General features: G+C 68.8%; 18 protein-coding genes and 1 pseudogene. 6 read left to right on the top strand and 13 right to left on the bottom strand.

The features are described 5' to 3' along the window. Nucleotides 1-74: 74 nt before the first annotated feature. Nucleotides 75-1,589: an APC family permease gene (locus ACV7NM_RS07300; RefSeq protein ID WP_463409506.1), complete on the bottom strand. Its 1,515-nt coding sequence runs from the start codon at nucleotides 1,587-1,589 to the stop codon at nucleotides 75-77. 155 nt (nucleotides 1,590-1,744) lie between these two features. Here ACV7NM_RS07300 and ACV7NM_RS07295 point away from each other — a divergent pair, with 155 nt between their 5' ends. Next, nucleotides 1,745-2,377: a TetR/AcrR family transcriptional regulator gene (locus tag ACV7NM_RS07295; protein ID WP_463409505.1), complete on the top strand. Its 633-nt coding sequence runs from the start codon at nucleotides 1,745-1,747 to the stop codon at nucleotides 2,375-2,377. Between the two features lie 60 nt (nucleotides 2,378-2,437). Here ACV7NM_RS07295 and ACV7NM_RS07290 read toward each other — a convergent pair whose 3' ends face one another. The 6 genes and pseudogenes from ACV7NM_RS07290 to ACV7NM_RS07265 form a co-directional block, all read right to left on the bottom strand. Then, nucleotides 2,438-3,445: an alpha/beta hydrolase gene (locus ACV7NM_RS07290; protein WP_463409504.1), complete on the bottom strand. Its 1,008-nt coding sequence runs from the start codon at nucleotides 3,443-3,445 to the stop codon at nucleotides 2,438-2,440. Between the two features lie 52 nt (nucleotides 3,446-3,497). Next, a complete protein-coding gene (locus ACV7NM_RS07285) occupies nucleotides 3,498-4,166 on the bottom strand; it encodes a hypothetical protein (RefSeq protein ID WP_463409503.1) in 669 nt (222 codons plus the stop codon). A gap of 203 nt (nucleotides 4,167-4,369) precedes the next feature. Then, a pseudogene (locus tag ACV7NM_RS07280) lies at nucleotides 4,370-4,555 on the bottom strand (CorA family divalent cation transporter); the annotation flags it as partial. A 331-nt stretch (nucleotides 4,556-4,886) separates the two neighbouring features. Further along, nucleotides 4,887-6,554 carry an AAA family ATPase gene (locus tag ACV7NM_RS07275; RefSeq protein WP_463409502.1) on the bottom strand — a complete coding sequence of 556 codons (1,668 nt, stop codon included), beginning with the start codon at nucleotides 6,552-6,554 and terminating at the stop codon, nucleotides 4,887-4,889. 514 nt (nucleotides 6,555-7,068) lie between these two features. Beyond that, nucleotides 7,069-7,917, bottom strand: coding sequence for a hypothetical protein (locus ACV7NM_RS07270; protein ID WP_463409501.1), 849 nt, complete (start codon nucleotides 7,915-7,917; stop codon nucleotides 7,069-7,071). Then, nucleotides 7,914-13,250, bottom strand: coding sequence for a caspase family protein (locus tag ACV7NM_RS07265; RefSeq protein WP_463409500.1), 5,337 nt, complete (start codon nucleotides 13,248-13,250; stop codon nucleotides 7,914-7,916). Before ACV7NM_RS07265 ends, ACV7NM_RS07270 begins: the two co-directional genes overlap by 4 nt. Nucleotides 13,251-13,349: 99 nt before the next feature. Here ACV7NM_RS07265 and ACV7NM_RS07260 point away from each other — a divergent pair, with 99 nt between their 5' ends. The 5 genes from ACV7NM_RS07260 (at nucleotide 13,350) to ACV7NM_RS07240 (ending at nucleotide 18,551) form a co-directional block, all read left to right on the top strand. Next, nucleotides 13,350-13,991 (top strand): Crp/Fnr family transcriptional regulator, encoded by a 642-nt coding sequence (locus tag ACV7NM_RS07260; RefSeq protein ID WP_463409499.1) that lies wholly within the window; start codon nucleotides 13,350-13,352, stop codon nucleotides 13,989-13,991. 129 nt (nucleotides 13,992-14,120) lie between these two features. Further along, nucleotides 14,121-15,020 carry a hypothetical protein gene (locus ACV7NM_RS07255; RefSeq protein ID WP_463409498.1) on the top strand — a complete coding sequence of 300 codons (900 nt, stop codon included), beginning with the start codon at nucleotides 14,121-14,123 and terminating at the stop codon, nucleotides 15,018-15,020. After that, nucleotides 15,017-17,092: a hypothetical protein gene (locus ACV7NM_RS07250; protein WP_463409497.1), complete on the top strand. Its 2,076-nt coding sequence runs from the start codon at nucleotides 15,017-15,019 to the stop codon at nucleotides 17,090-17,092. Before ACV7NM_RS07255 ends, ACV7NM_RS07250 begins: the two co-directional genes overlap by 4 nt. Nucleotides 17,093-17,406: 314 nt before the next feature. Then, complete coding sequence (locus tag ACV7NM_RS07245) at nucleotides 17,407-18,012, top strand: hypothetical protein (protein ID WP_463409496.1); 606 nt, start codon at nucleotides 17,407-17,409, stop codon at nucleotides 18,010-18,012. Further along, nucleotides 18,012-18,551, top strand: coding sequence for a Pycsar system effector family protein (locus tag ACV7NM_RS07240; protein WP_463413863.1), 540 nt, complete (start codon nucleotides 18,012-18,014; stop codon nucleotides 18,549-18,551). Before ACV7NM_RS07245 ends, ACV7NM_RS07240 begins: the two co-directional genes overlap by 1 nt. 126 nt (nucleotides 18,552-18,677) lie before the next feature. Here ACV7NM_RS07240 and ACV7NM_RS07235 read toward each other — a convergent pair whose 3' ends face one another. The 6 genes from ACV7NM_RS07235 to ACV7NM_RS07210 form a co-directional block, all read right to left on the bottom strand. After that, nucleotides 18,678-19,709 carry a serine hydrolase domain-containing protein gene (locus ACV7NM_RS07235; RefSeq protein WP_463409495.1) on the bottom strand — a complete coding sequence of 344 codons (1,032 nt, stop codon included), beginning with the start codon at nucleotides 19,707-19,709 and terminating at the stop codon, nucleotides 18,678-18,680. A gap of 87 nt (nucleotides 19,710-19,796) precedes the next feature. Then, nucleotides 19,797-20,894, bottom strand: a complete 1,098-nt coding sequence (locus ACV7NM_RS07230) for a glycosyltransferase family 4 protein (RefSeq protein ID WP_463409494.1) — start codon at nucleotides 20,892-20,894, stop codon at nucleotides 19,797-19,799. Continuing rightward, on the bottom strand, nucleotides 20,891-21,427 hold the full coding sequence (locus ACV7NM_RS07225) for a dCTP deaminase (protein WP_463409493.1): 537 nt from the start codon (nucleotides 21,425-21,427) through the stop codon (nucleotides 20,891-20,893). The genes ACV7NM_RS07230 and ACV7NM_RS07225 overlap by 4 nt, the downstream gene beginning before the upstream one ends. Further along, nucleotides 21,424-21,960, bottom strand: a complete 537-nt coding sequence (gene dcd / locus ACV7NM_RS07220; RefSeq protein ID WP_463409492.1) for a dCTP deaminase — start codon at nucleotides 21,958-21,960, stop codon at nucleotides 21,424-21,426. The genes ACV7NM_RS07225 and dcd overlap by 4 nt, the downstream gene beginning before the upstream one ends. Then, complete coding sequence (locus ACV7NM_RS07215) at nucleotides 21,957-23,177, bottom strand: metallophosphoesterase (protein WP_463409491.1); 1,221 nt, start codon at nucleotides 23,175-23,177, stop codon at nucleotides 21,957-21,959. Before ACV7NM_RS07215 ends, dcd begins: the two co-directional genes overlap by 4 nt. Continuing rightward, nucleotides 23,174-24,493: a UDP-N-acetylglucosamine 1-carboxyvinyltransferase gene (locus ACV7NM_RS07210; RefSeq protein ID WP_463409490.1), complete on the bottom strand. Its 1,320-nt coding sequence runs from the start codon at nucleotides 24,491-24,493 to the stop codon at nucleotides 23,174-23,176. The genes ACV7NM_RS07215 and ACV7NM_RS07210 overlap by 4 nt, the downstream gene beginning before the upstream one ends.

Below are 24,493 nucleotides of genomic sequence, written 5' to 3'. Positions count from 1 at the left end.
GGGGGGGGGGGATCGGGGGAGGGGGCGCGAGTGGGTCCGAGGTGCTGTGGCGGGGGCCTCGCCGACCCGGCGCCTCAGGGGTGCTCGGCGGCGACTTCCAGGTCCTCGGCGCGCGCCGACGCGGACGCCGCCGCCTCTTCGCGCAGCCGGTGGTGCGGGCGGCGGACGGCGAGGTAGACCAGACCGGTACCCAGCACGACACCGGTGCCGAGCAGAGCGGCCCACACCTGGTACCAGGGGGCGTCCGGCGGAGCGAGGGTCGTACGCGGCCAGCAGACGTTCACCACCTCGAAGGCCGTCCAGGCGACGGCGAGGACATTGAGGAAGGTGCCCTTGGCGCCCAACCGGATGTGGCCCGAGGGCACCCAGCTCCCGCGCAGCCGGGCGATGAGCGCGGCGAGCGAGACGAGGAAGAACGGCAGGTAGGTGGCGGCGGTGCCGAAGGAGATGAGGCTGCCGATGGCGGTGGCGTTGAGCCCGAGGGCGAGTGCGCTCCCGCTGATGAGGGTGGAGGCGACGAGACCGCCGATGGGTGCCTGGCGCCGGTTGACCTTGCGCACGTGCCGGGAGAAGGGGAAGGCGCCGTCGCGCGCGAGCGAGAACAGACCGCGCGCCGCGCCGCCCTGCGAGGCCATCGCACAGGCCAGGAACCCGATCAGGACCACCACCACGAACGGCTTGTCCGACCAACCGCCGAAGGCGTGCACCACGGCCGTCGTGACGGGGTCGATGTCCTGGCCGGCCACCACCGCCTCCGGGTGCGGGTGCGCCAACGCGACGGCCATCGCGTTGAGGATGACGACGGCGCCGACGCTCAGCAGCGCCCACCACATGGCTCGCGGAACCTGACGCCCGGCGTCCTTGGTCTCCTCCGCGGTCGACACACAGGCGTCGAAGCCGATGAAGGCCCATCCGGCGACGGCCACGGCCGCGAGGAAACCGGCCACGGTCGAACCACCGGACAGTGCCTCGGCGCCGAGCGTCTCGGTGAACAGCGGGAAGCCGTGCTCGCGGAAGAAGAGCAGCAGGATCAGGCCGACCAGTACGGACGCGACCGCTTCCGCGGCGATCCCGAGCGAGACGAACCAGCGCAGGATGGTGATCCCGTACGCGTTGACCAGCATGCACACGAGCAGGATGGCGACGGCCACCGCGACCAGCCCGCCGGGCGTCGGCGCCGCTCCGAAGAGCGCGTACACCCAGGGCGCCGCGAGGTACGCCACCGTGGTGTTGCCGAACATGACGGCGAACTGCCAGACCCAACCGCCCAGCCAGCCGAACGCCGGGCCCAACAGGCGCCTGCCCCACTGGTACGGGCCGCCGGCCAGCGGCCACTGAGAGGTCAACTCGGCGTAGACGTTGACGACCAGGCACTGGCCGACGAGCACCAGGGGCAAGGCCCATATCCACATGGGGCCGGCCACCGTGGTTCCCACCATGGAGACGGCGTACAGGGCCACGACGGGGGACACCACCGCGAACCCCATCGAGATGTTTCCGAGGATGCCGAGGCTGCGCCGCAGCTCTTGGCGGTAGCCGAGCGCGTGGAGCCGGGCGGCATCCGCATCGGGGTTCGACGTGTCGTTCATGATCACCTCACCGAGCGCGGGCAGCCGGGAACGGCGCCGACGCGCTAAATCTAACCGCGTTAGGAAAACGGGGTGGCGTGAATGTAGCGGTGCTCCCGACGGCTTGTGAAGCGTTCCCGGCAGGTAATCTGCAAGCTGAGACGAGGGAGCCCCCGATGGCACGGCCGAGCCAGAACCTCCTCAGCCGTGCGCTCATCGCCCGCGCGGCTCTGGACCTGTTGGACGAACAGGGCGTCGAAGCCCTGAAGATGCGCACGATCGCCGACCGGCTCGGAGTGCGCGGCGCCTCCCTGTACCACCACGTCGCGTCCAAGGAAGACCTGCTCGACGCGGTCGCGGAGCTGATCAACGACGAGATCGACCTCGGCCCGCTGACGGACCCGGGCGGCGTGGAGGGCATCGCCGCGTACGCCCACGGCTACCGGGGCGTCTACCTCCGCTACCCGCACATGATCCCGCTCGTCGCCCGCCGCCGGGTCGCCTCCGACAAGGCCCTGCGCGGCTACGACACCCTGCTGGACGCCCTGACCCGCTCGGGGTGCACACCGGCCGAGGCCGCCGAGGCCGCCGCCGCCATCGACAACCTCGTACTCGGCTCCGCGCTGGAGACCTTCGCCGCCGGCTTCGTCCTCCCCCCGGCGCGCTACGACCCCGACTACCCGGCCCTGGCCGCCTCCCTGGAGGCGTCGGCCGCCCACCCCGGCGGGCTCCCCGCCCTGGACACCCGAGGCTTCACCCTCGGCATCCGTCTCATCCTCCGCGGCCTGCCGACGCCGACCGGCCGGTGACCGGGCCGGGGTTCGGCGGGCCGCGCCTCGGCCGCCCCCCCCGGCGTGGTGGGTGGTGGCTCAGCCGGCGGCCCCGGCGGCCCCGCGGGCCGGCCCGTCGCCCGGACCGGACGGCGTCAGGACGCGCCGCAGCCAGCGCGTACGGGCCTCGTGGGCGTCCCGGCTGAGGGCCGCCGCCGGCGCGATGGTGTCGAAGCCGTGGAAGGCCCCGGGCCATACGTGCGGTTCGGCCCGGCCGCCGGCCCGCCATATGGCGTTCGCGTAGGCCACGCCCTCGTCCCGGAGGGTCTCCGCCGACCCGACGTCGATGTAGGCCGGGGGCAGGCCGGACAGGTCCGAGGCGCGGGCGGGGGCCGCGTAGGGCGGCACGTCGGCGGACCCGTACCGGTCGCCCAACAGTGCCTGCCACGCCGTCGCGTTGGAGGTCCGGTCCCAGGTGTCGACGCCGGCCATCTGGCGGCCGGAGAAGGTGTCGTCGCGGTCGTCGAGCATCGGACACAGGAGCAGTTGCCCGATCGGGGCCGGTCCGCCCCGGTCGCGGGTGAGCAGGACGAGCGCCGCCGCGAGCCCGCCGCCGGCGCTCTTGCCGCCGATGACGACGCGGTCCGCGTCGACGCCGATCCCGGCCGCGTGCCCGGCCACCCAGCGGAGCCCGGCGTAACAGTCCTCCACCTGCCCGGGGTACCGCGTCCGCGGAGCCGGCCGGTATTCGACGGAGACGACGGCCAGCCCCAGCGGGAGCGCCCACTCGCGGAGCAACCGCGGGAGCACCGACCACGCGTTGCCCGTGATCATTCCGCCGCCGTGCATGTAGTACAGCAACGGCAGCGGCCCGGTGGCCCCGGCGGGACGGGCGCTCACGAGCGTGACGTCCGGAGCGCCCGACGCCCCCGGCACCCGAAGCTCTTCCACCTCGAACCGCCCACCGGCCCGCAGCTCCCGCACGGTCGGCCGAGGCCTGCCCGCGGCATCCCGCTCCCGCCACGCCGCCAGGTTCTCCGGCGTCACCGGCCCCCTGACGCCCAACGCGGCGAACGCCGCGGCCAGTTCGCCGTCAAAGGCCGGCACCCCACGACCCACACCCACCCCGCCCCTCCCGCTCTGTGAACGCCGTGGCCGTCTACTTCGAGCCCGGGGTCCACTTCATGCCGAATCGGTATGCCCGAGAGATCACGTCCTGAATGCCGGACCCGACCTGTGGCGTGAACCACCGCACCTCACGTCCGATCACGAGCTCGCCCTTCTGTCGTTTGATCAGGGCGATGGCGCAGGCGTGCGCCCCGGGCGGGCACTCGTCGAGATCGACCCGGAAGCGGTCCCCCCGGTCGGAGGTGAGGGTCGCCACCGCGTCGAGCCCGCGGAAGTCACCGGCGCCATCGTAGATGTAGACGAAGAGCAACAGCTTCTGGAACTCGGCCTGGTGGTCCAGGTTGACGACCAGGTTCTCGCCGGTCGCGAGAGCCCCGGTCCGGTCGTCCGCGTCCAGAGCGACGTAGGGGAACCGGTCCACCGCACCGAAGGCGTTCCCCAAGGCCTGGACCACCGTCTTGGTGCCGTCGGCGCACCGGATCATGCAACCCAGGTCCAGGTCCACCTCCTTGGCCGCCGCCGCCGATCGCAGCGACGCCCGTATCCGCCCGAACAGACCCCGGGCCTCACCGGCCGCGGCGGCGGCCCGCGGGGACGTCCAGTTCAGATTGACCTTGATGAGACCAGAGGTCACCCCGTGCTTGTCCAGCGAGACCGTGGGCGACGCCTTCGTCAGGTTCACTGTGGTGGGCGCGCTCATGCGGCACCTTCCTGCGGAGGACCCACACGCTGCGCGGGCAAAGCCCACGTCGAGCGCACGGAGCGGCCTCTTCCCGGCCGCCGAGCACAGGCAAGTCCCTCAACTGCGGCCGGACGTCGGTTTTCCCCGAGCCGAGACCGATTCGTCACATCCGAACGCCACACTCGCAGGATGCGCGTCGACCGTCATGCGCGCTCCGTCCGTCAGAGCCAGTCGCGCTTCTTGAAGATGACGTAGAGGCTGACGCAGACCACCGCCATCAGCAGGAGCGCGAAGGGGTAGCCGGCCGCCCACTTCAGCTCGGGCATGTTCTCGAAGTTCATGCCGTAGATGGTGCCGACCAGGGTGGGGGCGAAGAGGATGGCTGCCCACGAGGAGATCTTCTTGAAGTCGTCACCCTCACGCCGCTGACCTGCGGAAATAGCCCGCACGCGCGGTCTGTCCTGCGGCGATCGACCTTTCCGACCCTTTCACCATGCTGCCCGTTTGTACGGCCGATCCTCCCCAGCCGCTCCCCAACGGCCTTCATCCTCCCCAGATTCTCCCCAGCGGAGGGTGCCTCCGAAGGAGAGACGCCGCTGGTCGGCGGGGCGACATGGGCTGGGTGAAGGGCTACGGAGCGTTGACGCGCGGGGTCTGCTTCGGCATGGGCTGGCCGTCGGCGGATATGCGCCGGTACAGCTCTTCGGCCAGGACTTCCTCACCAGGCTCAGTAGTGCCTCACCCCGGCACAGCGACAGGCAGTAGCTTGCCGTCTCCGAGGTGCAGCCAGCCGCGACCAGGGGTGATGGTCCAGCCAGTGGTGGAGTCGCTGATTCTGATGCCGATCGCATCGCCCGTGCTCCGCTCCTGCGGGGACAATAGAAGGCCACGGCGGGCCTTCTTCGTCTCCTCGAGCCAGCCGAAGCCGAAAGGGAGTTTGTCTTCGCGGCAGCCGACCACCAGGGCTGTACCCTCTTCGAATCCTTGATGCACGACGCTCTTGAGGAGACGTCCGGCATCGCATTTGTCGAGGACCTCCGCGTCGTCCATCACCACAACGACCGGTTCTTCGGGAGACGCCGACGATAGGGCTGCCTCGAGTTCGTCGGTGCCGAGGTAGTCGTGTACGAAGCAGTCCACCACTCCGCTCTGGCCAGCAACGTCTCGCAAGGGCGACACTTTTGGCGCGACCAGAACGATGCGGGCGTTGGCGGCGAGTAGAGAGCGCGAGATGTTCACCAGTGCTGTGGACCGCCCTGACCCCGGCGGCCCTGCCACGACGAATGCTGGAGCAGTTCCGGTTGCGAGGTCAGGCCCGTACGCACGCCGCTCTTCGCCTGTGATCCCCGCTAATGCCCACAAGTTTGGTGTCGTCCGATCCCGCATCGACCATGCCTCGTCGAAGCTGATCCGATCCGGTAGATCCTCGAAGCAACGCTGCGCCCTCAACGCCTCGTATGCCGCTTCCCAAAGCCCGAGGAGAAGCACGTGCTCCTCGAGCGTCAGGTGGGCCACGTGAGAGAAGGCTACGACCGCCTCACGAGTCGGCAGCTCGTCATGGGTGTACCAACGGATCCAGTCGTCTGACGGAATGCCTGTCTCTTCTCCCAGGTAGGTGAACGACCACCGTCGCTTGACCCTGTGCTCCCGAAGGAGACGGTTCAGCATGACCAGCTCATGTCGCGCTGGCGAAGAGGTCACCTCGAACTCTTTGCTTTCGACCCCGTAGAACGTGGCGTTCGCCGGCCTGCTCGCATTTAGAGCGTCCGCCATCTTGACGAACCCTTCACCGCGGCGCACGACACCGAGGAAGACCCTCAGTGCATCCTTGTCGTCCCACAGGGCCTGAGACGCATTGATGATCAATCCCTTCAGGGATTCCTCGGCGAAGTTGACGCCTGTAGCCGCTTCATCGGCGTCAAGAGGCTCCTGCTCATCGGCTGATGTCCCTTGCGTACCTTGCTGAGGAGTTTCCTCGGCGTCCTGGTCGGACAAATCCGAAGAATCAGTTGGGGTTTCCGCTTCGTCGCTGACGCCGAAACCAGCGGCTTCGGTCGGCGCCTGCACGGATGCCTGCGCGACAGTCTCGTCGTATGCCTGCTTCCATAGCTCCTTGAACCGTTTGGCTTCGCCTTCGGGGTCGTCGCGACCCGCGCTCTCGGACAGGACGGCGACGATGAGTTCCAGGCGGCCCAGCTTGGGGAGGTCCGGCCTCTGAAAGGTGTCCAGCACGGCCTGGTGATTCACGATCCAGTAGTCCTGCGCGTCCTTCCCGATCCGGTCGCGGATGCTTCGTGCAGACGGGAGCCCAGCGTCCAGCCGTAGATCGTGCAGGTCGTGGTTGAGCTTCTTGAGTACGGGGCGTCCGCGTAGGTCCGGCTTCCTCCACGACTGGACGCCCGCCATGTGATCCCCCTCGTCGGTGTGTCAGGTTCTGTCAATCAGATGGACCGCTGGATACGCACGACATCTTCGATTCTCGGCCGAGATCATGTCGAGCGGCGGGGAAATTTGGCCGAAGCTGTCAGGTGGCGTCACAGGTCGTCAAGGTCTTCCGCGAGGGACACACGCTGGATGCAGATCCCCGTTCTCCCCCGTACGGAAGGCAAGTGTCCGTGGAACCCACAAGTGTGCGTGTTGCTTTGCTTCTGCTGGTCGGTGTGCTCGTCACCACCCTGGCTCTGTACGCACCGGAAGTTGGTGCTGCGGTCGTGGGAGCCGCCACGGTTGTGGCCCTCCTCGCCGAGCTCACAGCCCGCAAGTGAATCCCGGCCATTCGATCGAACTGTTCGGAGGTTTCCGTTCCTTGGAGTCCGAAGGTAGACCTGTCGTCAAAGTCACGGTGTTCGTAGTCGCGGCGACGTACCTCATTGTTCCGAGTGGGTGGGCGATCACTGTCCCCCGTGTCGGAACGAGCGGCTCAGCTGAGCGCCTCTGCAAGAACAAGTCCGGTCTCGCGTGCGGTCAGGTAGGGGCGGACATCGTGGGCATGCGCGCCGTTGTTGACCGCCAGGTCTTGGACACGGGTTCCGAACAAAGGCGCGAGCTCTTTGATCAGGGCCACGGCATCTCCGCGATCGGCGATGTTGATCCAGAGCTTCACAGGGACAGGCCACCGGGCCGTACCTCCGGTCGGCGCGGGACGTAGCCGGTTGAACACGAGGCCGCGTACGGCGAGGGGAGATCCGAGCGTGATCAATGTGAGGTCCTGCCACTGTGGGTGGGCACACAACATCTCGTAGGCGACCACACTGCCCAGGGAGTGGGCGATGATCACCGTCGTCTCGTCGGTGACCGCGCGAGTCAGGCGTTCTCCGGCAGCCCGACGGACTTCTGGCTCGGTGAAGTAGCGTCGGACCTGGCGTGCACTGCCGATCATCGCGCCTTCGGCGAGGCCGGCGAAGAACGCCGAGTGGCTGAGCGCGTTGAGTGCTCGCTGGACGACGCGTGGGGTTCGCAGCCGGGCAGGGGCATCCGGACCGGGTACAGGGACCTCGGCGTCCGCGGCTGCCTGCCACCACGCGAGGAGCAGCTCGTGCTCGAGTCCGGGTTCCACGTCCGATGCGTCGAGGGGCGGCTCGCCCAAGCCGCGGTGGCCGGGCCGGCGGAATAGGTCACCGTAGAAGGCAACCGAGACGTCTTGGCGCGGCAGCAGGTCGGAGCCCGAGATGGCGAGCCCGTCGTTCAAGGACGGAAGCCATGCCTCGGTGATGGTTTCAGGTCCCTTCAACTGCTGTGCGATGCCGTGGACTAAGACGACACGGGTCATATGGATTCCCCCATAGCTCTACGACTTGCAGGAGTCATGCGGAGCGCCACCAACCCCATGTCGGTCGCCACGCAGATCTGTCCGGTGGCGTCGACGGCAACTCCGTTGATTCCGCTGCCAACGTTGATCTCCGCTCGGAGAGCACGCGCTTCAAGGTCCCAGACGCGCACCAGGCCGTACACGTCGGCAGCAACGAGGGTCGGAGTTCCGTCCACGTTCGCCACACGGATGCGTCTCACCGAGGCAGGGAATAGGTCCAGCTCGGTGGCGCAGGACGAGGGGCCGTCGATGGGTTCCATGGTGAGTCGGCCGTCACCGGCCCCGATCAGCAGGTGGCTGCGTCCGCCCATGACGACCAAGTCCATGGCGGTCGCTCCCATCGCGTAGCCGGTCCTGACCTCTCCGTGAGGGTGACCGGTCCGGAGGTCCCAAAGGCGCACGGTTCCGTCGTACGAGGCGCTCGCCAGGATCGGCACCGCGTCCGTGTACCCGACCCGTAGTGCGTTGACGATGGCGGTGTGTCCCACCATGGGAGGACAGACGGGTACCTGGGTTGCCAGGTCCCACGCGTTGAGCGTGTAGTCCCCGGACACTGCCAGGACCACGGGCCGTCCGCCGACCGTGCTCACACAGGACAACTGCGTGGCTCCGGCCCGTTTCCACAGCCGCCGGCGGGTGCTGACAGACCACACGTCAACGTCCGTCCAGTTGCTGCGAACTACGATGACCTCGTCGTCCAGAAGCTCCGTGGCGACGCTGTAGGTCGATGGGGACCCGGAGGTCAGATGGGCAGCGACCTGACAGCCATTATCCAGGTCGTGGACCCGCACCGACCCGTCGAAGTTCCCCGTCACCACGACCGCACGGCCGTCAGTGGCATGTGCGATGTCGGCCGAGAGTAGGTGATGTTCGACGCCGCACAGTGGCTCGCCCATTGGTTCCATGGTCGTCAAGTTCCACAAGCGGACGTGTTGGGAGCCGATCCCGATCAGTACCGGAACGCTGCCGATTCGCCCGATCACAGGAGGAACCTGCGAGCCCGGCGACAGGTTGTTGCAGCTTTCCAGTGGCGGGCCCTCCTCCGTGCCGGACGCTATGTCCCACGTGCGCAAGGTGTTGTCGTATGCGGAAGTGGTGACGACTGTCCTGCTGCCTATCTGGCCCAGTGTGGCCGCTGTTATGAAACCGGTGTGGCCTACAAAGGGACCTGCGATGGCGGCGGAGGTCTCCAGGTCCCGGACATGGACCGCGTTTCCGTCCAGGATCACCACGACGACGGGGCGCCCTTGGTGGAACCCGACCCCTACGGTCCGGGCGGCGGGTGTGAGCGCAGGCGCATCGAAGTGGCCGTGGCGCGTTGCGGCCGGTTGGCTCGGCCCGGGGGCGATGTGCCACAGGTATCCGTGGTCCAAAGAAGTGCAGAGAGCGACCTCTAGCATGCGTCCGACCTTGCGGACCGACAGGTGCCGAATGCCTCCGATGTGACCAGACAGTGGTGGGCAAAGCGCGGTGCCGTCGCGCGCGTCCCACAGACGTACCGTTCCGTCGTCGCTTCCCGTGAGGAGTACGGTCCGCTCGTCGAAGTCGCCGAAGACGGCGCATCGAACGGCATTCGTGTGGCCGAGAAGGGGAGTGGCCGAGTTGTCGGCGCGGAGCGGCTCCCACAACCGGACGGTGGTGTCGGACCCGCCCGTGGCGACGACGAGTGAACCTCCCACTTCTCCGACCGCGACGGCCATGACCTGTCCGGTGTGACCCTCCAGTGGGGAAGCGCACTCCTGGCCGGTGCGCAGGTCCCACAGGCGAGCTGATCCGTCCTCACTCCCGGTGACAGCCAGGTACCGGCCCTGGTGCGAGCGGTAGGCCGCGGCCAGTACTGGTCGTGCGTGGCCTTCTGAGGGCTGGTCTGCGGTCAGGTCCCAGATGCGAGCCGTCCGGTCTTGGCTCACCGTGACGGCGAAGGCGCTGTCGTCCTGGTCGAAGAGCGCTGCCGCGGTGATGTCGCCGACGTGGCCGCGCAGCGGCGGACCGACCTGTTGGAGGGTGCGGACGTCCCAGAGCCGTGCCTCCATCCGGCCGCTCGTCACTGCCACCGGGCGCCCTTCGAAGTGGCCGGCGGCAGCCGAGGTCACCCCGCTGCGGGTGTAGTAGACGTGGGCACTGACCGGCTCCCCGACCTGACGCCGATCGTGTAGGTCCCAGCGGCTCAGCATGCCTGCCTGGTCGCCGACCAGTGCGATGGTCCGGCCATCGACTTTGGATACGCACACTGCCGAGACGCCCATCGCTGGGCCGATGAGTGGGCTGCCATCCACACGAGCGTTCCCACCGTCGATCACTTCGGACAGGTCCCAGACGTAAACGGCTTTGTCGTCCCCGCCGGTGACCGCGATCGGCCGCCCATCGAGTTCGCCGAAGCTAGCGGCGAGCACCGAACGACGGTGCTCGGTCAGCTCGTTCCCCAGCTGGCACCGATCCTGCAGGTCCCACAACCGTGCCGTGCCGTCGGCACTGGCAGTAAGTGCTACCGGTCGCCCGCGGAGAGCCCCCATCGCGATGCTCGCCACCCGGTTCGTGTGCCCGCGCAGAGGAGTTCCGTGTTCTTGGCCTGCCGAAAGGTCCCAAATCCTGACCGTGCCGTCCTCGCCCCCGGTGAGAGCCACGGTGTAGTCACCCAGATCCCCCATGGCTACGGCGCTGACGGCGATGCCGACGGAGAGGGGATCGCCGATTTGTTGCTGAGCTGTCAGATCCCAGATACGTGCCGTGCCGTCGATGCTGCCGGTGACGGTGATGGGACGACCATCCAGCGCGCCCACGGCAACACAGCTCACGTTCCGGGTATGGCCGGCCAGCAGCCGGTGGACACCGCTCGTGGACCACCAGGCCCAGTTCGCGGCCCAGGGACGTTCCAGCGACAGGTCCTCGATGCTGTCGGCTAATGGATCGGCCTCGCACCGTCGGGCAGAGAGCTGCAGGTCCGCGGCACGGGCGCCGAGCGGACGATCAGGAGTGAGCCGGTGCGCCACTTGCTCGTACGCGCTTCGGATGCGCCGCGCTGTATCGCCCTCAATGGAGGAGAAGGCCGTGAGGAGCGCTCGTGGATCGCTGGCCAGCAGGAAACCGGGATCCTCGATCAGGCCGGTCAGCACGCCGCCCGCGGCTGCGTGGGTGGCCAGATGATGACGGACGTAGCCGACGGCACCGAACCAGCCCGGCGGCCCGTCGATCGGTTTGGCGACGAGTGAGCGCAGGGCTCGTACGATCGACCGTTGGACCTGCTCCGCCGACCGGTCGGCAGTGGCACGCAGATGCTCGGCGAGCGCCTTGTGGTACAGGCGGTACGCGGACCTTCGGTCATCGTCGATGACTTCGGCGACGTAAGCCTCTGCCACGTCCAGGACCCAAGTGATGTCCGCCTCCGTGCAGGGAACCCCCGAGATCACCGAGCTCAGCGCGGTCCACACGTGGCCCCGGGGCAGCCCCTTCCCCTCCGAGAAGGCCAGCGCGAGCAGCATGCGTCGCACCCGGGCCTCGTCCGGTCCGAAGCGAGCCAGATAGTCATCGAAGGCTTCACCCACCTCACTGGGCAGGTCCTCGGCCCAGCCCTGCCGGCTGGTGTCGACGGTGGATCCGTCGGAGCGCAGGGTGCGTGCCGTCGTCCTCGCGTAGAGGTAGACGCCGGCTGCCTTCGCCGCCACAGCGTCGGCGACCGTACGGGCACGATCGGCTTGATCTCGGTACGGCGTTGGGATCTCGGGTTCGTCGCTGGCGAGCAGCATCCGTGCGACGTAGCCGGATACGTCCTCCTGAGTCGCCCGGTAGCCTTGCTGACCCAGGTCCATGACGGTGAAGGTGCGCCCCAGCGGGCCCACGAGTTCGTGGCGGGCTCCGACGAGCAGCCTCACGCCCGGAATCTCCGACATGGGTCGCAGCAGTTCGCGAGTGATCCGGCGAGGCTCGCCGTGGCCGCCGGCGTCCGCGGCAGTGTCCGACCCCGCTTCGTCCACGGCATCCACCACGACGACGATGGGTGCCCCGTGGCGCCCGCGCCGTGTCAGCTCCTGCAGCAGGGCGGCGGGGCCTTCGGTACGGGTGTCCAGCGCGGTCGCGATCCGTTCGACCACCTCCTCCAGCCGTTTGTGGCGGGCGTGGACCGCTGCCGAGACGCATCCGGCGGGAAGCACGGTCGAAGTGTCGACATCGGAGAGGTCCAGACGAGCCCGGTACCCGGAGTCTGAAAGGGCGACGATCCGTCCGAGCACCGCGGACTTTCCGCATCCGGGGCTGCCGGTGACGACCCTGCCGCGACCGTCGCCTCGGGGCGAGGTGATCCAGGCCACGAGTTCGGACAGCACCCGGATCCGCCCGCTGAAGTACAGGCCCTGCTCGGATTCGAACTCCACGCCCCGGGAGCGGGGGCCGAAGTGCTCGTCCAGGTCCCGATCGGCCACACGGCGTTGGACCTGTAGATCAGTTCCCTGGGGCGGAAGTTCCTCCCGGTAGTTCGAGTTGGCCAGGAACGGTGCGAGACCGGTTACCAGTCCACTGGCCAGCTCGGCTCGCTGGCCGTGGCCTCCGGTATCGAACTGCTCGTTGACCGCCTTGACGAGTTCGGTCAGGTCCAGATACTGCTGGCGCTGTCCGGTCCTGTCGGCAGTGGTTTCGACGGCCGCGATCAGGGCCGTGACGAACATGCCGTCCTCTGCGATGTCCTTGTGCCGGGCCGAGCCCAGGAACCACAGGCCAGTCGAGACGTGACCGGAGGTGCTCCGGTAGGCGATCGTCTGGAGAGCGACGGCAGCGGCATCCGCGCTGCCCGCTCCTGCGGAGCAAGTGTCGAGGATGAGCAGAAGGTGACGCAGCTCGCCGCGGCAGAGGATGCGTACGAGGTCTTCGGTGGCCAGGGCGCTGGAGACGAGGTCGTCCTCCTGCGAGTCCCAGCACAGCAGGTAGTGCCGGTCCCGTTCCTCCACGGAGCCGTGGCCCGCGAAGTACACCACGACGACGTCATCGGCCGTCAGATCGGCATCAGACGACCAATGGGTCAGTTTCCGACGTATCTGGTCGGCGCTTTCGTAGTCCCCCAGACCCGGTAACACGGCCGTGTAGCCGAACGCCTGGAACAGCTCGGTCGTCGCCCGTACGTCCCCGGGTACGGAGGCCAGCTGCTCTTCCTTCGGAAGGTGGCGGTACTTGCCGCTCCCCAAGGCGATGAAGAATTGCCTTCCCACCCCACCACCCGACGACGTCGTGGACCGCTGGCCCCGAACTGTACCCAGCCGGAGGGCGTTTCGGTGCGGGTTGCCGCTGAGTCGAAGTGGCACGACCACTTCCGGTCAACATCACCCATGCGCCGATGCTGCCCGCCACATCGGCGTACAACTCGGGGGCCGATGTGTACCGATGCGGGCGTGATGGGAAGGCGACGCGTGCTGTCCGATGAAGTCTGGCGCGACCTGCGCAGTCAAGGCGTGACCAGGATGTACTCCGAGCGCAGCGTGATGCTGCGGCAGGGATCCCCGGGGACGCACCTCCTCGCTCTGACCTCCGGGTTGGCCAAGGTGGTTTGCCGTGAACCGAATGGCGCCAGGACGTGGCTCGCGTTTCGAGGGCCGGGGGACCTCCTCGGAGAAGTCTCGGTCTTCAACGGGACCTCGCGGACGGCGGACGTCGTTGCCCTGACGCCCTGCGCTGCAGTCGTTCTGGACGCACAGCGCTTCGTCCAGTTCGTCGAGGAGCGTGGACTGGTCATGCATCTGATGCGCCAGGCACTCGCCAGGATGCGCGAGTCCGACATCCACCGAGCCGAACTGCAGACCTTGCCATTGGTCGTGCGGCTGGCGCGCACACTGCTGAGGTTGGCAGTGCCCACCGATCAGATGGCGGAGAGCAACGCCGTCCGGCTGACGGGGTTGAACCAGGACGAGGTCGCGCAGGCGATCGGCGTCACACGCAATGCGGTCATCAGCGGGTTGGGGCAGCTGCGGGCCGTCGGGCTGGTCGAAACGGCGCGGCGGGTGATCGTCATCAGGGACGTGGAGGCCCTACAGCGCTGGGCGGCGGCCGACTGAGGTCGCCGGTCTGTGACCTGGGACACATCCTGTGCGCCCAGCGCTGTGCACTCGGCGGAGTGGCGCGGATGGAACCTCGAAGCAGCCCGACCACGGCTGCTTACCGGACCATCCGTGAGGAGATCCCGCATGTCTGTACCCGTGCCTGTTCCGTACGCCGAAAGCCGACCGCTTCCGCCCTACCGCGCCCTGTTCGCCGTTGACGCGAAGGACTTCACCGGCCTGCCGGCCGCTCAACACGGCCCGGTCAGCCAGCTCATTCCCCAGCTGGTGGACCAGGCCCTGGAGCGGGCCGGCCTGCACCAGTTGCGCGATGCCCAGCGTTTTCCCGCCAATACGGGGGACGGTGTCGTCTTCGGGTTCGATCCGGTTCACCTGCCCTTCGTGCTCTGGCCGTTCCTGGGAGTTCTGGATGACGTGCTCGGTTCGTACAACCGGCAGGCCGTTGGTCCGCGGATCAGGCTCCGGGCCAGCATCCACGTCGGCCCGCTGCCCGACGGGGGCGAGCCCGGGGACGGCAACGGCACGGCCCGCAACGACATGCACCGGCTCCTGGATTCGCGTCCGGTCAAGGCCATCCTCGCCGCGGCGAGCGAGGAGGTCACCCACCTCGCCGCAATCGTCTCGGAGCGGGTCTACGAAGACGTCGTGTTGGGCGCCTACACGGGGCTCCACCCCGACCGGTGTGTCGAAGTGTCGGCCACCGTCGAAGGCAAGAACTTCTCGCAGCGGGCCTGGCTGTACGTTCCTTCGCCCTCGGGGAACCTCGTGCGGGCGGGCATCCGGCCGCGTGAGGAACCCGTAGCTGCGGTGCCGACGGAGCCCGCCGTGGCACCGGACAAGGGTTCCGGAACGGAGTACCGCGGAAACTCCCAGCACGTCGGGGAAGGTGCCGCAGTGATGGGCAACGTCGGTCGTGACTTCACCTATACCGCGCCCGCGACCACGTACCGCGGCACCAACCAGCACTGGGGCAGCGGAGACAACGTTGCGGGTGACAAGCGGACCGGTGACGGGGACCACCGGTGAACGCCGGACCTGAACCGGCCGCCGAGCCGGACGAGCAGCCGGACGCCGATCAGCCCGATCCGTCGGTTAGACCGGGGACCGGGCAGCAGAGCTCCCTCCGCGAGGGCCACCAACGGGTGGACAGCGGAGTTGCGTTCATGGGGAACGTCGGAGGCGACTTCAACTTCCTGCACATCGCCGCATCCAACGACGAAGCCATCGAGGGAATCCTCAAACCGCGCCTGCGCGAGGGGCCTTATCCGGCGGAAGAGGTGCGCGACCGGCTGCACGGATTCGTCGAACCGCCGTCGTACGTACGCTGCCGTAAGGCTCTGGACAGCCGGATCGTGCTGCTCAGGGCGAAGGCCGGAACGGGCGCCGGCACGGCGGGGTTCGCCCTTCTTGCTGAAAGGCACGGCGAGGACGGTGTCACGGGTCTGGATGCGATGGCGGATCTGTCGGCATGGCGGCCGAAGGCCGGCCGCGGGTACCTCCTGCAGGGGTTGCCGACGGCTTCGGCCCGGGCCCTCGACGAAGTGCGGCTGACGGGCCTGGCCAAGGCTTTGCACGACGCCGGGGCTCACCTGGTCGTCACCATGGCGCAGGATGCCCGGTTGCCGCCAGACGCCAGCCGGTGGGAAGAGGCACATGCCGCACCCGGACCGCACGAGATCGCAGAGAGACGACTACGGCTCATGGCGGCCAAAGGGGGGCTCGACAGCCTGCAACTCGACGCCGCACTGCGGCACCTGGCCTCCCCTGAGTCCACTGACTACCTCTCGACCCATTCACTGCCCGGTGATGCCGTCGACCTGGCGGAGGGATTGCGGCAGTCCGCGGAGACGTCTACACCGATCGGGTCTGTGCTCGAGGACCTACTGACCGGTACCGAGGCCGCTGCCTGGTCCGCGCTCGCTCAGGCTCGGCACAGTGCCGACAAGGTCTCCTTGATGGCGGCCGTCGCTCTGCTCCCTGGACAGGACCGCACGGTCATCGAGCAGTTCGCCACCGAGATGCGGCCACTACTCGGTGTACGTGCTGCAAAGACGGGGCAGAACCAGGCCCCGGACGATCAGCTGCCGGATGTCCTCGGCCCCTCGTTCGAAGACCGCCTCGAAGCCATCGGTGCACGCCTGGAGACACCACGCAGTTCTCCCGCCGACCGGTTTCGATACCCCGTGCAGCCGATCGTCTTCTCGGGCAGGCACCGCGCGGCGACAATTCTGCGCCACCTCTGGCTGGACTTCGAAGGCATGCCGGCGGCGCTGTGGGGAGCTCTGGAGCAGCTGAACTATCAGCCGGGCCTCGATCTGGCAGCTGGAAAGGCGATTGGCCGGGTGCTCGCGCATGCCACCGGCCCCGGCGTGCTGACTCAGCTGGACCGGTTCGCCTCCTCGGAGGACCGCTGGCGCCGACGGCTGGTCGCGGTGGCGTTGGGAGAGCTCGTTCAGTACCCCTTGGTTTCCGGTGCGGTCAAGGAGCAGATGCGTCGGTGGAGCAGCCGGTCATCCGTAGTTCTCCGCTGCACGGTCGCCGAGACCTGCGGGGGCAGCTACGGGCTCGCCCGGCCGGGCGCGGCCCTCAAACTCCTGGACAACGTCCTCGGCGGCTCCTCTCCGGAGTTGGATGCGAAGCTGCGTTCCGCGGTCTCCTTCGCGCTGGGCGCCCTCCTCACCGAGCAGGCGAACCACATCGAGGTCCTTGAGGCGGTGACGAGATGGCTCGGAGACGGCCGGGGAACACCACGTCACACGCTGGCGGTGCACGTGATTCACTCCATGTCCCTCTCGACGTTCCCTCAGCCGGGTACACCGGGTGCGGTCCGGATGAGCCTCGCCCGCATTCTTGAGTGCCACCCCGCTCAGGGTTTTGCCCTCGTTGTGCTGGGCCTTGACGACCCGGCCACGTACGAAGCGATGGCCCAAGGGCTTGGGCGGGTCGAAGCCGACCCCGACATGTTCCAGAGGACGGCCTTCGACCTCGTGGTGAGCGAGCTCTCCCGTACCGCTCGCCATCGTCGGGGAGTCATCCGCTTCCTACTGGGACGCCACCGAGATCACACGAACACATCGCGCAGGAGGAGTGCGTCATGAGCAGGCCACTGTTTACGTCGGTCAGTTCTTCACCGGTTCGGCAGCTGCTGCGACAACGGTTCGGATCGTCTTCGGATCGCGCGCTCGTCTTCCTCTCGGATCAGGAAGCGGATCGCCTCGAGCCGCCCCGGGGCGGAGATATCTGGGGATACCCCCGACCTTCGATCGGGGCGACCTTCCGACGGGAGTTCGACTCGATCGGGTGGGTCTCGCTGGCAGAACGCCGGACCGTGGTGGAGGTGCCACGCCGGGGTCCTGCGACACCAACGCCTTCGCGAGCACGCTACGAAGTCGCCTGGAACGTCAGCAATCCGGTGGTCGCGGCACGCAGCGGCCTGACGGAGGACGCCGCGCGTCGGCTGATCGACCAGGCCGTCCGTGGAAGTGCCGGACTGCCGGGTGCTTCTGATCCCCTTCGACAGCCGCCGACCCTGTACGGGACCGCTCAGGTCGAGCCCCCCGGTCAGCCGCGGAACATCGACGGGGCGGGCCTGACCTACTGGTTCCTGGACCCTCCAGCCGGCCTCCTACCGGCTTCAAGTCATCCTGCCGAGCTCCTCCTCCCGCCGGGCTTCGGCGAGGCCCACCGCGATGCCTACCGCTTCTACCGCGAGGTGGTGGCCGGCGGGCCGGTCGGTCTGGCGGCCCTCTGGCTGCTCCACCATCCCGACCAGGCCAGGGAGGTGCTCGACTGGACGGTCGCACACGGCGACCTGCTCACCGAGCGGGACGGATGGGAGCGGACGCTGGCGGCAACGCTCCAGGGACTGACGAAGGAGGACCGGGGCTTCGTCGGGGTGAACCTGGCGCGCCTCCTCAGCGAAGTCGGCGTACCCCAGGGCGATGAGGTCCTGCGCAGGATCGGCGACGCGGGTGTACCGCACAGCGGCATGAACGGCTTCCACGGAGGGGCGCCGTGATGTGGGCTCTACCGTCTCGCCTCGCCCGTTTGAGAACCCGGCCCGAACACCATGTCTCGGACGCGGACCACGTGGTGATTCTTTCGCGCGAACTCATCGCACAGAATTATCTGGAGATCGGCCGGGCTGACGGCAAGGCAGCCATCCTTCTGGCTACTGGGGGAACACTCTTCGGGCTCCTTCTCGTACGACGTCCCCTCGATGTCTTGTGGGCCGTCCCGTTGTGGTGGACGGCAGCGGCCACCACGACCGGGGCGTTAGTCTTCCTGCTCCTGGCTCTTGCCCCGCGCCGTGGGGCACGAGCCAGCGAGAGGCACGGCCTCCTCGCGTACTACGAAGACGTGGTGCGTGCAGAGACGCGCGCCGACTTGTCGGCTGGGCTCAGGCGGGACGGCTCAGATCCCCAGCCCCGGCTACTCCGTGCGCTGAGGGAGACGAGCAGGATCGCCCGAGCCAAGAACCGTTGCGTGCGGTACGCCATTGTCATGCTGCTACCGGCGATCACTGCGGCCTTCCTGGCCGTTGCACTCGGTCGCTGACCTGCCTCAAGTGGGAGGTTCGGTGCTGCTGTACCTGGACCCGTAAGGCATTGCTCGTCTACGTCGTTCGTCATCATCGTGGTTACGTTTGCGGGGGACAGTAGCGCGGCGTGCCAAGGGACTTGGCTAGGCGAACAGACTGGCTCTGAACCTGTTCCGGATCTCGGTCAATGGTCCGCGGTCGCGGGTGAAGTAGACCTTGTTGGTTAGCAGGACAGCCCAGCAGCTCCGGGCTGGGCTGATCCACATGCCGGTGCCGGTGAAGCCGTAGTGGACCCAGATGTCCTCAGTGGGGTCGGTGCCGGGGGCGGGGTGCCAGAAGAGGCCGCGGGCGGGGGTGAGGTCGCCAGTGTGGAGGTGGAGTGAGTCCTTGATCCAAGCCGGGCCGAAGGCAGTCTGGGTGGGGGCGAGCATGTGGCGGAGGAAGAGGGCGACGTCGTCGAGGACCGAGAAGGCGCCGGCGATGCCGCAGACGCCGCCGAGGAGGCGGGCGGAGAAGTCGTGGGCGGTGCCCTTGAGGTGGGTGTCGGTGGTCTCGTCGTACTCGGTGGGGGCGCAGCGGGCCGCCTCGGCATCGGGGAGGGGACCGAAGCGGGTCTGCGTCATGCCCAGGGGGTGCCAGATGCGGTCGATGGCGAGCTGGTCCAGTGGCTGACCCGAGAGGTGTTCGGCGAGGTAGCCGAGGACGAGGGCCGCCCGGTCTGTGTACTCGACGGCTTCGCCGGGCGGGCGGTGGAGGGCCTCGTGAAGGACGCCGTCGCGGATGTCCTGGGGGTCGGTGCCGTAGAGGTTCTTCAGGTTGGCGCGCAGCGGCAGGCCGGCGGTGTGGGTGAGCAGGTGGTGGGCCGTGGCCCGGGCTAGGGGGTGGCCTGCGACTTCGTCCCAGAAGGCGCCCAGCGGGGTGTGGAGCTGGAGTTTTCCCTCTTCGACCAGGGTGCCGATCGTGGACCAGACGGCGAGGATCTTGGTGAGGCTGGCCACGTCGAAGACGGTGTCCAGCCGCATCGGCTCGTCCGGGTGGTCGGGGTCGAGGAGGCCGACGGCTCCGCTGGCCTGGATGCCGTCGGCGTTCCCGACGGCCCACACCGCGCCGGGGTAGACCTCGTCGCGTACGCCGGTCTGGAGGAGGTCTTCGATCCGGTCGGTGGTGTGGGTCATGGTCTCCCGATCGTCGTGGGCCGCGGGTGGTCCGCTGGCCAGGTTAGTGACGCGGCCGGGGCGGTGCCGGCTGCGCCACGGGTGGTGTCAGGCGAGTCGCCGGCCGAGGTCGGCGATGGCCGTGGCGGTGGTGCTGAGGGGGAAACGGGCGGCATTGGTGCGGCCGGATGCCCGGAGCATCTCCAGGAGGCCGGGGGTGGTGCGCAGACGGTGGAGGTCGTGGGCTGCGGTGGTGGGGTTGGTGAAGTCGGTGGCCAGGCCGGTGCCGGAGAGGGCTTCGCTCAGGCCGGGGACGGGTTGGTAGAGGACGGGGAGTCCGCAGGCCTGGGCTTCGAGGGCGACGAGGCCCATGGCCTCCAAGGTGGTGGAGGGCACGGCCAGGACGTCGTGGTCGGCGAAGGCCTTCCACAGTTGGTCGCGGCGGAACCAGCCGAGGTAGCGGACGTGGACGCCGAGCTGGCGGAGGACCGGGGCGAGGTCGAGGAACTGGGCGCGCGGGGCCGCGATGCTCAGCTCGACCGAGCGGGTGGCCGCGACGGCTTGGAGGAGGGGTTCGAGGCCCTTCTCGGAGCTGAGGCGGCCTGCGAAGAGGATCCGCAGGTGGCTCGTGGGACGTCGGGCGGGCCGGGGCGGTGGGCCGGTGAGGAGGCGGTCGGGGATGCCCCAGGGGATCTTCTCGATCTTGTGCCTGTCGGTCTTGGGGGCGAGTTTGAGCAGGCGGTCGGCCATGGCGCCGGTGGGGACGACGATCGCGTCGGCAGCGGAGGCTGTCTCGCGGAGAACGCGCAGCTGCGTGGTGTGGTTCTCGGCGTGCAGGAGGTCGGTGCCGTGGACGAAAGCGATCCGGGGGTGGGCGGGTAGGGCCCGCAGGAGGGCGGGAGTGGCGCCGAAGGCCAGGTGGTGCAGGTGCAGCACGCTGATCTGGTGCGGGTCGATGGCGGCCGTCATGGCGTGGCGCAGGTTGGTGACGTACCGGCTGAAGGCGTGGCCGTCGAGGCACTTGCCGGATGCGTGCAGTAGGTCGATGCCGGCTGGGGGGTGGGGCCGGGCGCCGTTGGAGGCGAGCATGAAGGCGCGGGCGGGGATCGCGGGTTGGGTGCCGGCGTAGAGGTCGAGGAAGAGTTCGACGCTTCCGCCGGGGCTGGGGAACGGCAGGTCGAGGGCGGTGGCGACGACGCGGTTCACCGGCGGCCTCCGGGGTTCTCCTCGTAGAGGCGGGATGTCTCGATGCCCTCGCTGGCGCGGTACTTGAGGCCGTGCTGCTGGTAGCTGGCCGGGGAGCCGTGGGTGCGGAGGAAGGCGAGCTTGCCGAAGGTCATGCCGGGCCGGACGCGCACGGGGCGGGTGGCTCGGATCTCCAGGGTCCAGCGGATCGCGTGGCCCTGGTGTCCGAGCGGGGCGGAGACGTGGACCCAGATGCCGAGGGAGCCGGTGGTCCGGTCGCCGTTGAGGAGCTGGGCGTAGGACTCGGAGCCCGTCCGCTCCAGGGTGTGGCCGAGGTAGAGGTGGTCGGTCTCCAGGACGTACCCGTCGTCGGGGAGGGTGAGTTCGGAGAAGGCGGTGGGACTGGCGGCGTCGAGGTCGCCCTCGCAGACGCGGAGAGTGCTGCCCAGGCGCCAGTCGTACGCGTTGGGGGACAGGCGGTCCGGGTCGTACGGGTCGATGATGATGCGGCCCGCCTCGCGGGCGGCGGCGATGGCCGGTCCGGTGAGGATCACGAGGTCACCGCCGTGGCGTCGAGGTCGCGCCAGTACGAGGAGGGCTGGGGCCCGGAGGCCGCCTGGTACTTGCCCTCGTACAGGTCGATTGCGCCCTCGGAGACGAAGAACATGATCTGCCCGATCTTCATCCCGGCGTAGACGCGCACGGGGCGGGTCGGGGTGAGCATCAGCGTCCACTGGCCGTGGAAGCCGATGTCACCGATGGGCGCGGTGATCTCGACGAAGAGCCCCAGTCGGCCGACGGAGGAGCGACCGAAGAGCAGGGGGACGAAGAGGTCGGATCCCACCTCCTCCAGGGTGTGGCCGAGGTACAGCTCGCCTGGCCGGAGGACGTGGCCGGCATCGCCGATCTCTGTGCGGCGGGTGGGGTTCGGGCGGTGGGCGTCGAGTACCTGGTCGGTGTAGGTGAGCAGCGTCTCGCCCAGGCGGACGTTGTAGCTGTTCGGGTTGACCTGGGTCGGCGTGAAGGGGGAGATGCGCAGCCGTCCGTCCTTCGAGGCGGAGGTGATCTCGGGTCCGGTGAGGATCACTGGTCGTCTCCCTTGGTCAGGATGCTCCTGATCGCCGAGCCGAGGCCAAGGCCGGAGGGGTGGGATCGGCTGCCGAGACAGGTGTCGGCGAGGTAGTCGGTGGTCAGCACGCTCGTCAGCCCGCCGGGCAGCGGATCGGGGGAGGTGATCAGGGGTCCTGCCCGCTCGGTGAGGTGAGTGAGCAGGGCAGCTGGGTCATTCCGGAAGGCCGGCGCGACCTGGGCCTCGACCAGCTCGTTGTCGAACGGCTCGATGGTGAGTAGATCCCCGGTGGTGAGGACTTCGCCGAGTAGCGTCGTGCGCACGGCGGTCTCGTTGAGGACGACCGCCTCGCTGCCCAGCCCGCTGCACAACCGGTCGGCCAGCTCGCGGAGCAGGGCGCGACGGTCGAGCGGCCTGTTCCGATGGGCCGCGACGAGACGACCCAGCGGCTCGGCCAGCTGCGCGTCGATAGAGGCGATCTGTTCACGGACGGATTCGAGCCCGGGCGGCAGAACGGACTCCCAGGTGTCAGGGAAGCGGGCGGTCCGTCCGACCCAGCCTTCGGGGGAGCGCTCGGCGACTGCGTAGCCGACGGCGAGTTCCTGGCCCTTGAGCACGAGGGTGCTGCCGACCCGTTCGGGTCCGGTGTGTTCGCTGTGGCAGTGGCCGGCGAAGACCACGTCGAGGAAGGGGCACGCCTCGGCGAGCTGGAGGTCCTGCTCGAAGCCGGAGTGGCTGAGGAGGACCCAGGAGTCGACCTCGTGGTGGTGCGCGAGCATCAGTTCGCGCAGAGTCTGGACGGGGTCAGCGACGCGGTGGCCGGACCGCTGCCCGGCCGGGATCGACTTGAACGCCTGCTGGCCGATCACGGCCGTGACGGCCGTCCGTCGGCCTGCGATGTCCACGATGCGCAGACGGCGGAAGAGCGCGTTGCCGCTGGAGTCCTCGAAGGCGTTGGCGCATACGGTCCGCTGGTGGAGGCCCGGCTCGAAGTAGTGCGGCCAGCCGTGGTTCCCGGGAGCGAGGACGTCGTACAGGGCGAGCAGGATGTCCCGTTCGAGCGCGCCCCGGCCGAGGCGGTAGTACCCGGTGCCCTCGAAGAAGTCACCGCAGTCCACCAGCAGGCTGTCCGTTCGTGCCTGGTGGAGGTGTCCGAGCAGCGGGCCGTCGGCGCCGAGGGCGGAGTGGACGTCGGTGGTGGCCATGATCTGTCGTAGGGAACGGGCCGTGGTCATGGCGCTACCTCGCAGATGTCGGCGCCGAGGTGGAGGAGCTTGCCGGGCAGGTCGGCGTGGCCGCGGCGGAGCTGGTCGACTCCGCCGAGGGTGGTGATTCCGCGGGCGGTCAGCGCGGCGACCATGAGCGCGGAGCCGGTGCGAATGTCGGTGGCCTCGACCCCGGCTCCCGTGAGGCGCTGCGGTCCGGTCAGCCGGCATTCGGTGGGGGAGATCTCCTCGATGTTCGCTCCGAGCCGGGCCAGCTGGGGCAGCAGGTTCCCGTGGCGGCCGGGGTTGATGGAGTCGGCGAAGAGGTGTGTGCCGGGCTGGCCGAGCGCCAGTGCCATCAGAGGAGGTTCGAAGTCGGCGTCCAGGCCGCCGGTGGCGAGGGTTGCGATGGCGCGAAGGGGACGGCCCGTCGGCTGGGCTGCGCTCCCGTCGACCAGGAGGACGTCCTCCCGTACCGCGGTGGGGATGCCCAGCCGCTGTAGGGCTGCCTGCAAGGGCACGACATCCCGACCTTGGACGCCCTCGATGCGCACGGTCCCACCGGTGGCGGCGACGGCGCAGGCCAGGGTGCCTGCCTCGATCTTGTCGCCCGGAACGCGCCAAGCTGGCATCTCGGCCGGTGATGCCGCTGCCGGGCTCAGGTCCAGGACCTGTTCGCCGGCTCGGGCCTCCCATCCCGCCGAGCGCAGGGCGTCCAGCACGGTGAGGACTTCCGGCGACAGGTTCGGCCGACCGAGGCGCAGCGCACGTCCCGCGACGACCGCACGCAGGACGGCGACGACCGTCGCACCGCGTGACCGGAACGGCAACGTGTGGGAGACCGTTGCGGTGGCTGGTCGACCGGCCGCGACGTCGTAGCTCTCGTCATGGACGGCGACACGGTCACCGAACGCCTCGTACACCTTGAAGTGCAGGTCCATGCCTCGCTCCCCGATCCGGCATCCCCCGGGCCAGGGCAGGCGGGCGTTCCCCTGTAGGGCGAGGAGTGCGGGCACGAGGTAGTACGACGCGCGGATCCGTGCGGCCGGGGCCAGGTCGAGTTCCGCGGGTACGACGTCAGAGGGCATGATCACCACGCTGTCGGGCCGTCCCACGGCCCGGGCGACGTGCCAGCCCGCTCCTTGGATCAAGGTGAGCATCCAGTGGACGTCGGCGCTGGCGGGGACGTTCTCCAGCTGGACGGTCCGGCGCACGGCGGCTGCAGCGGCCAGCAGCGGCAGGGCGGCGTTCTTGGAGCCGTCGACGCTGACCGAACCGGAGAGGGGACTCCCCGGACGTACGGCGATGACCTCCGCGCTCGTCGCAAGAGCTCGATCGGGTGCCAT

Source organism: Streptomyces sp. Tek67B01 (genome assembly GCF_055231995.1).
This window is presented reverse-complemented; position numbering and strand designations above follow the sequence as displayed.

What these genes read in the sequence shown, in the direction of transcription:
- ACV7NM_RS07210 (WP_463409490.1), bottom strand. Translation starts at nt 24,493, where the DNA reads ATGGCACCCGATCGAGCTCTTGCGACGAGCGCGGAGGTCATCGCCGTA.
- ACV7NM_RS07275 (WP_463409502.1), bottom strand. Translation starts at nt 6,554, where the DNA reads ATGGCGGGCGTCCAGTCGTGGAGGAAGCCGGACCTACGCGGACGCCCC.
- ACV7NM_RS07300 (WP_463409506.1), bottom strand. Translation starts at nt 1,589, where the DNA reads ATGAACGACACGTCGAACCCCGATGCGGATGCCGCCCGGCTCCACGCG.
- ACV7NM_RS07285 (WP_463409503.1), bottom strand. Translation starts at nt 4,166, where the DNA reads ATGAGCGCGCCCACCACAGTGAACCTGACGAAGGCGTCGCCCACGGTC.
- ACV7NM_RS07270 (WP_463409501.1), bottom strand. Translation starts at nt 7,917, where the DNA reads ATGACCCGTGTCGTCTTAGTCCACGGCATCGCACAGCAGTTGAAGGGA.
- ACV7NM_RS07235 (WP_463409495.1), bottom strand. Translation starts at nt 19,709, where the DNA reads ATGACCCACACCACCGACCGGATCGAAGACCTCCTCCAGACCGGCGTA.
- ACV7NM_RS07215 (WP_463409491.1), bottom strand. Translation starts at nt 23,177, where the DNA reads ATGACCACGGCCCGTTCCCTACGACAGATCATGGCCACCACCGACGTC.
- ACV7NM_RS07255 (WP_463409498.1), top strand. Translation starts at nt 14,121, where the DNA reads ATGTCTGTACCCGTGCCTGTTCCGTACGCCGAAAGCCGACCGCTTCCG.
- ACV7NM_RS07295 (WP_463409505.1), top strand. Translation starts at nt 1,745, where the DNA reads ATGGCACGGCCGAGCCAGAACCTCCTCAGCCGTGCGCTCATCGCCCGC.
- ACV7NM_RS07240 (WP_463413863.1), top strand. Translation starts at nt 18,012, where the DNA reads ATGTGGGCTCTACCGTCTCGCCTCGCCCGTTTGAGAACCCGGCCCGAA.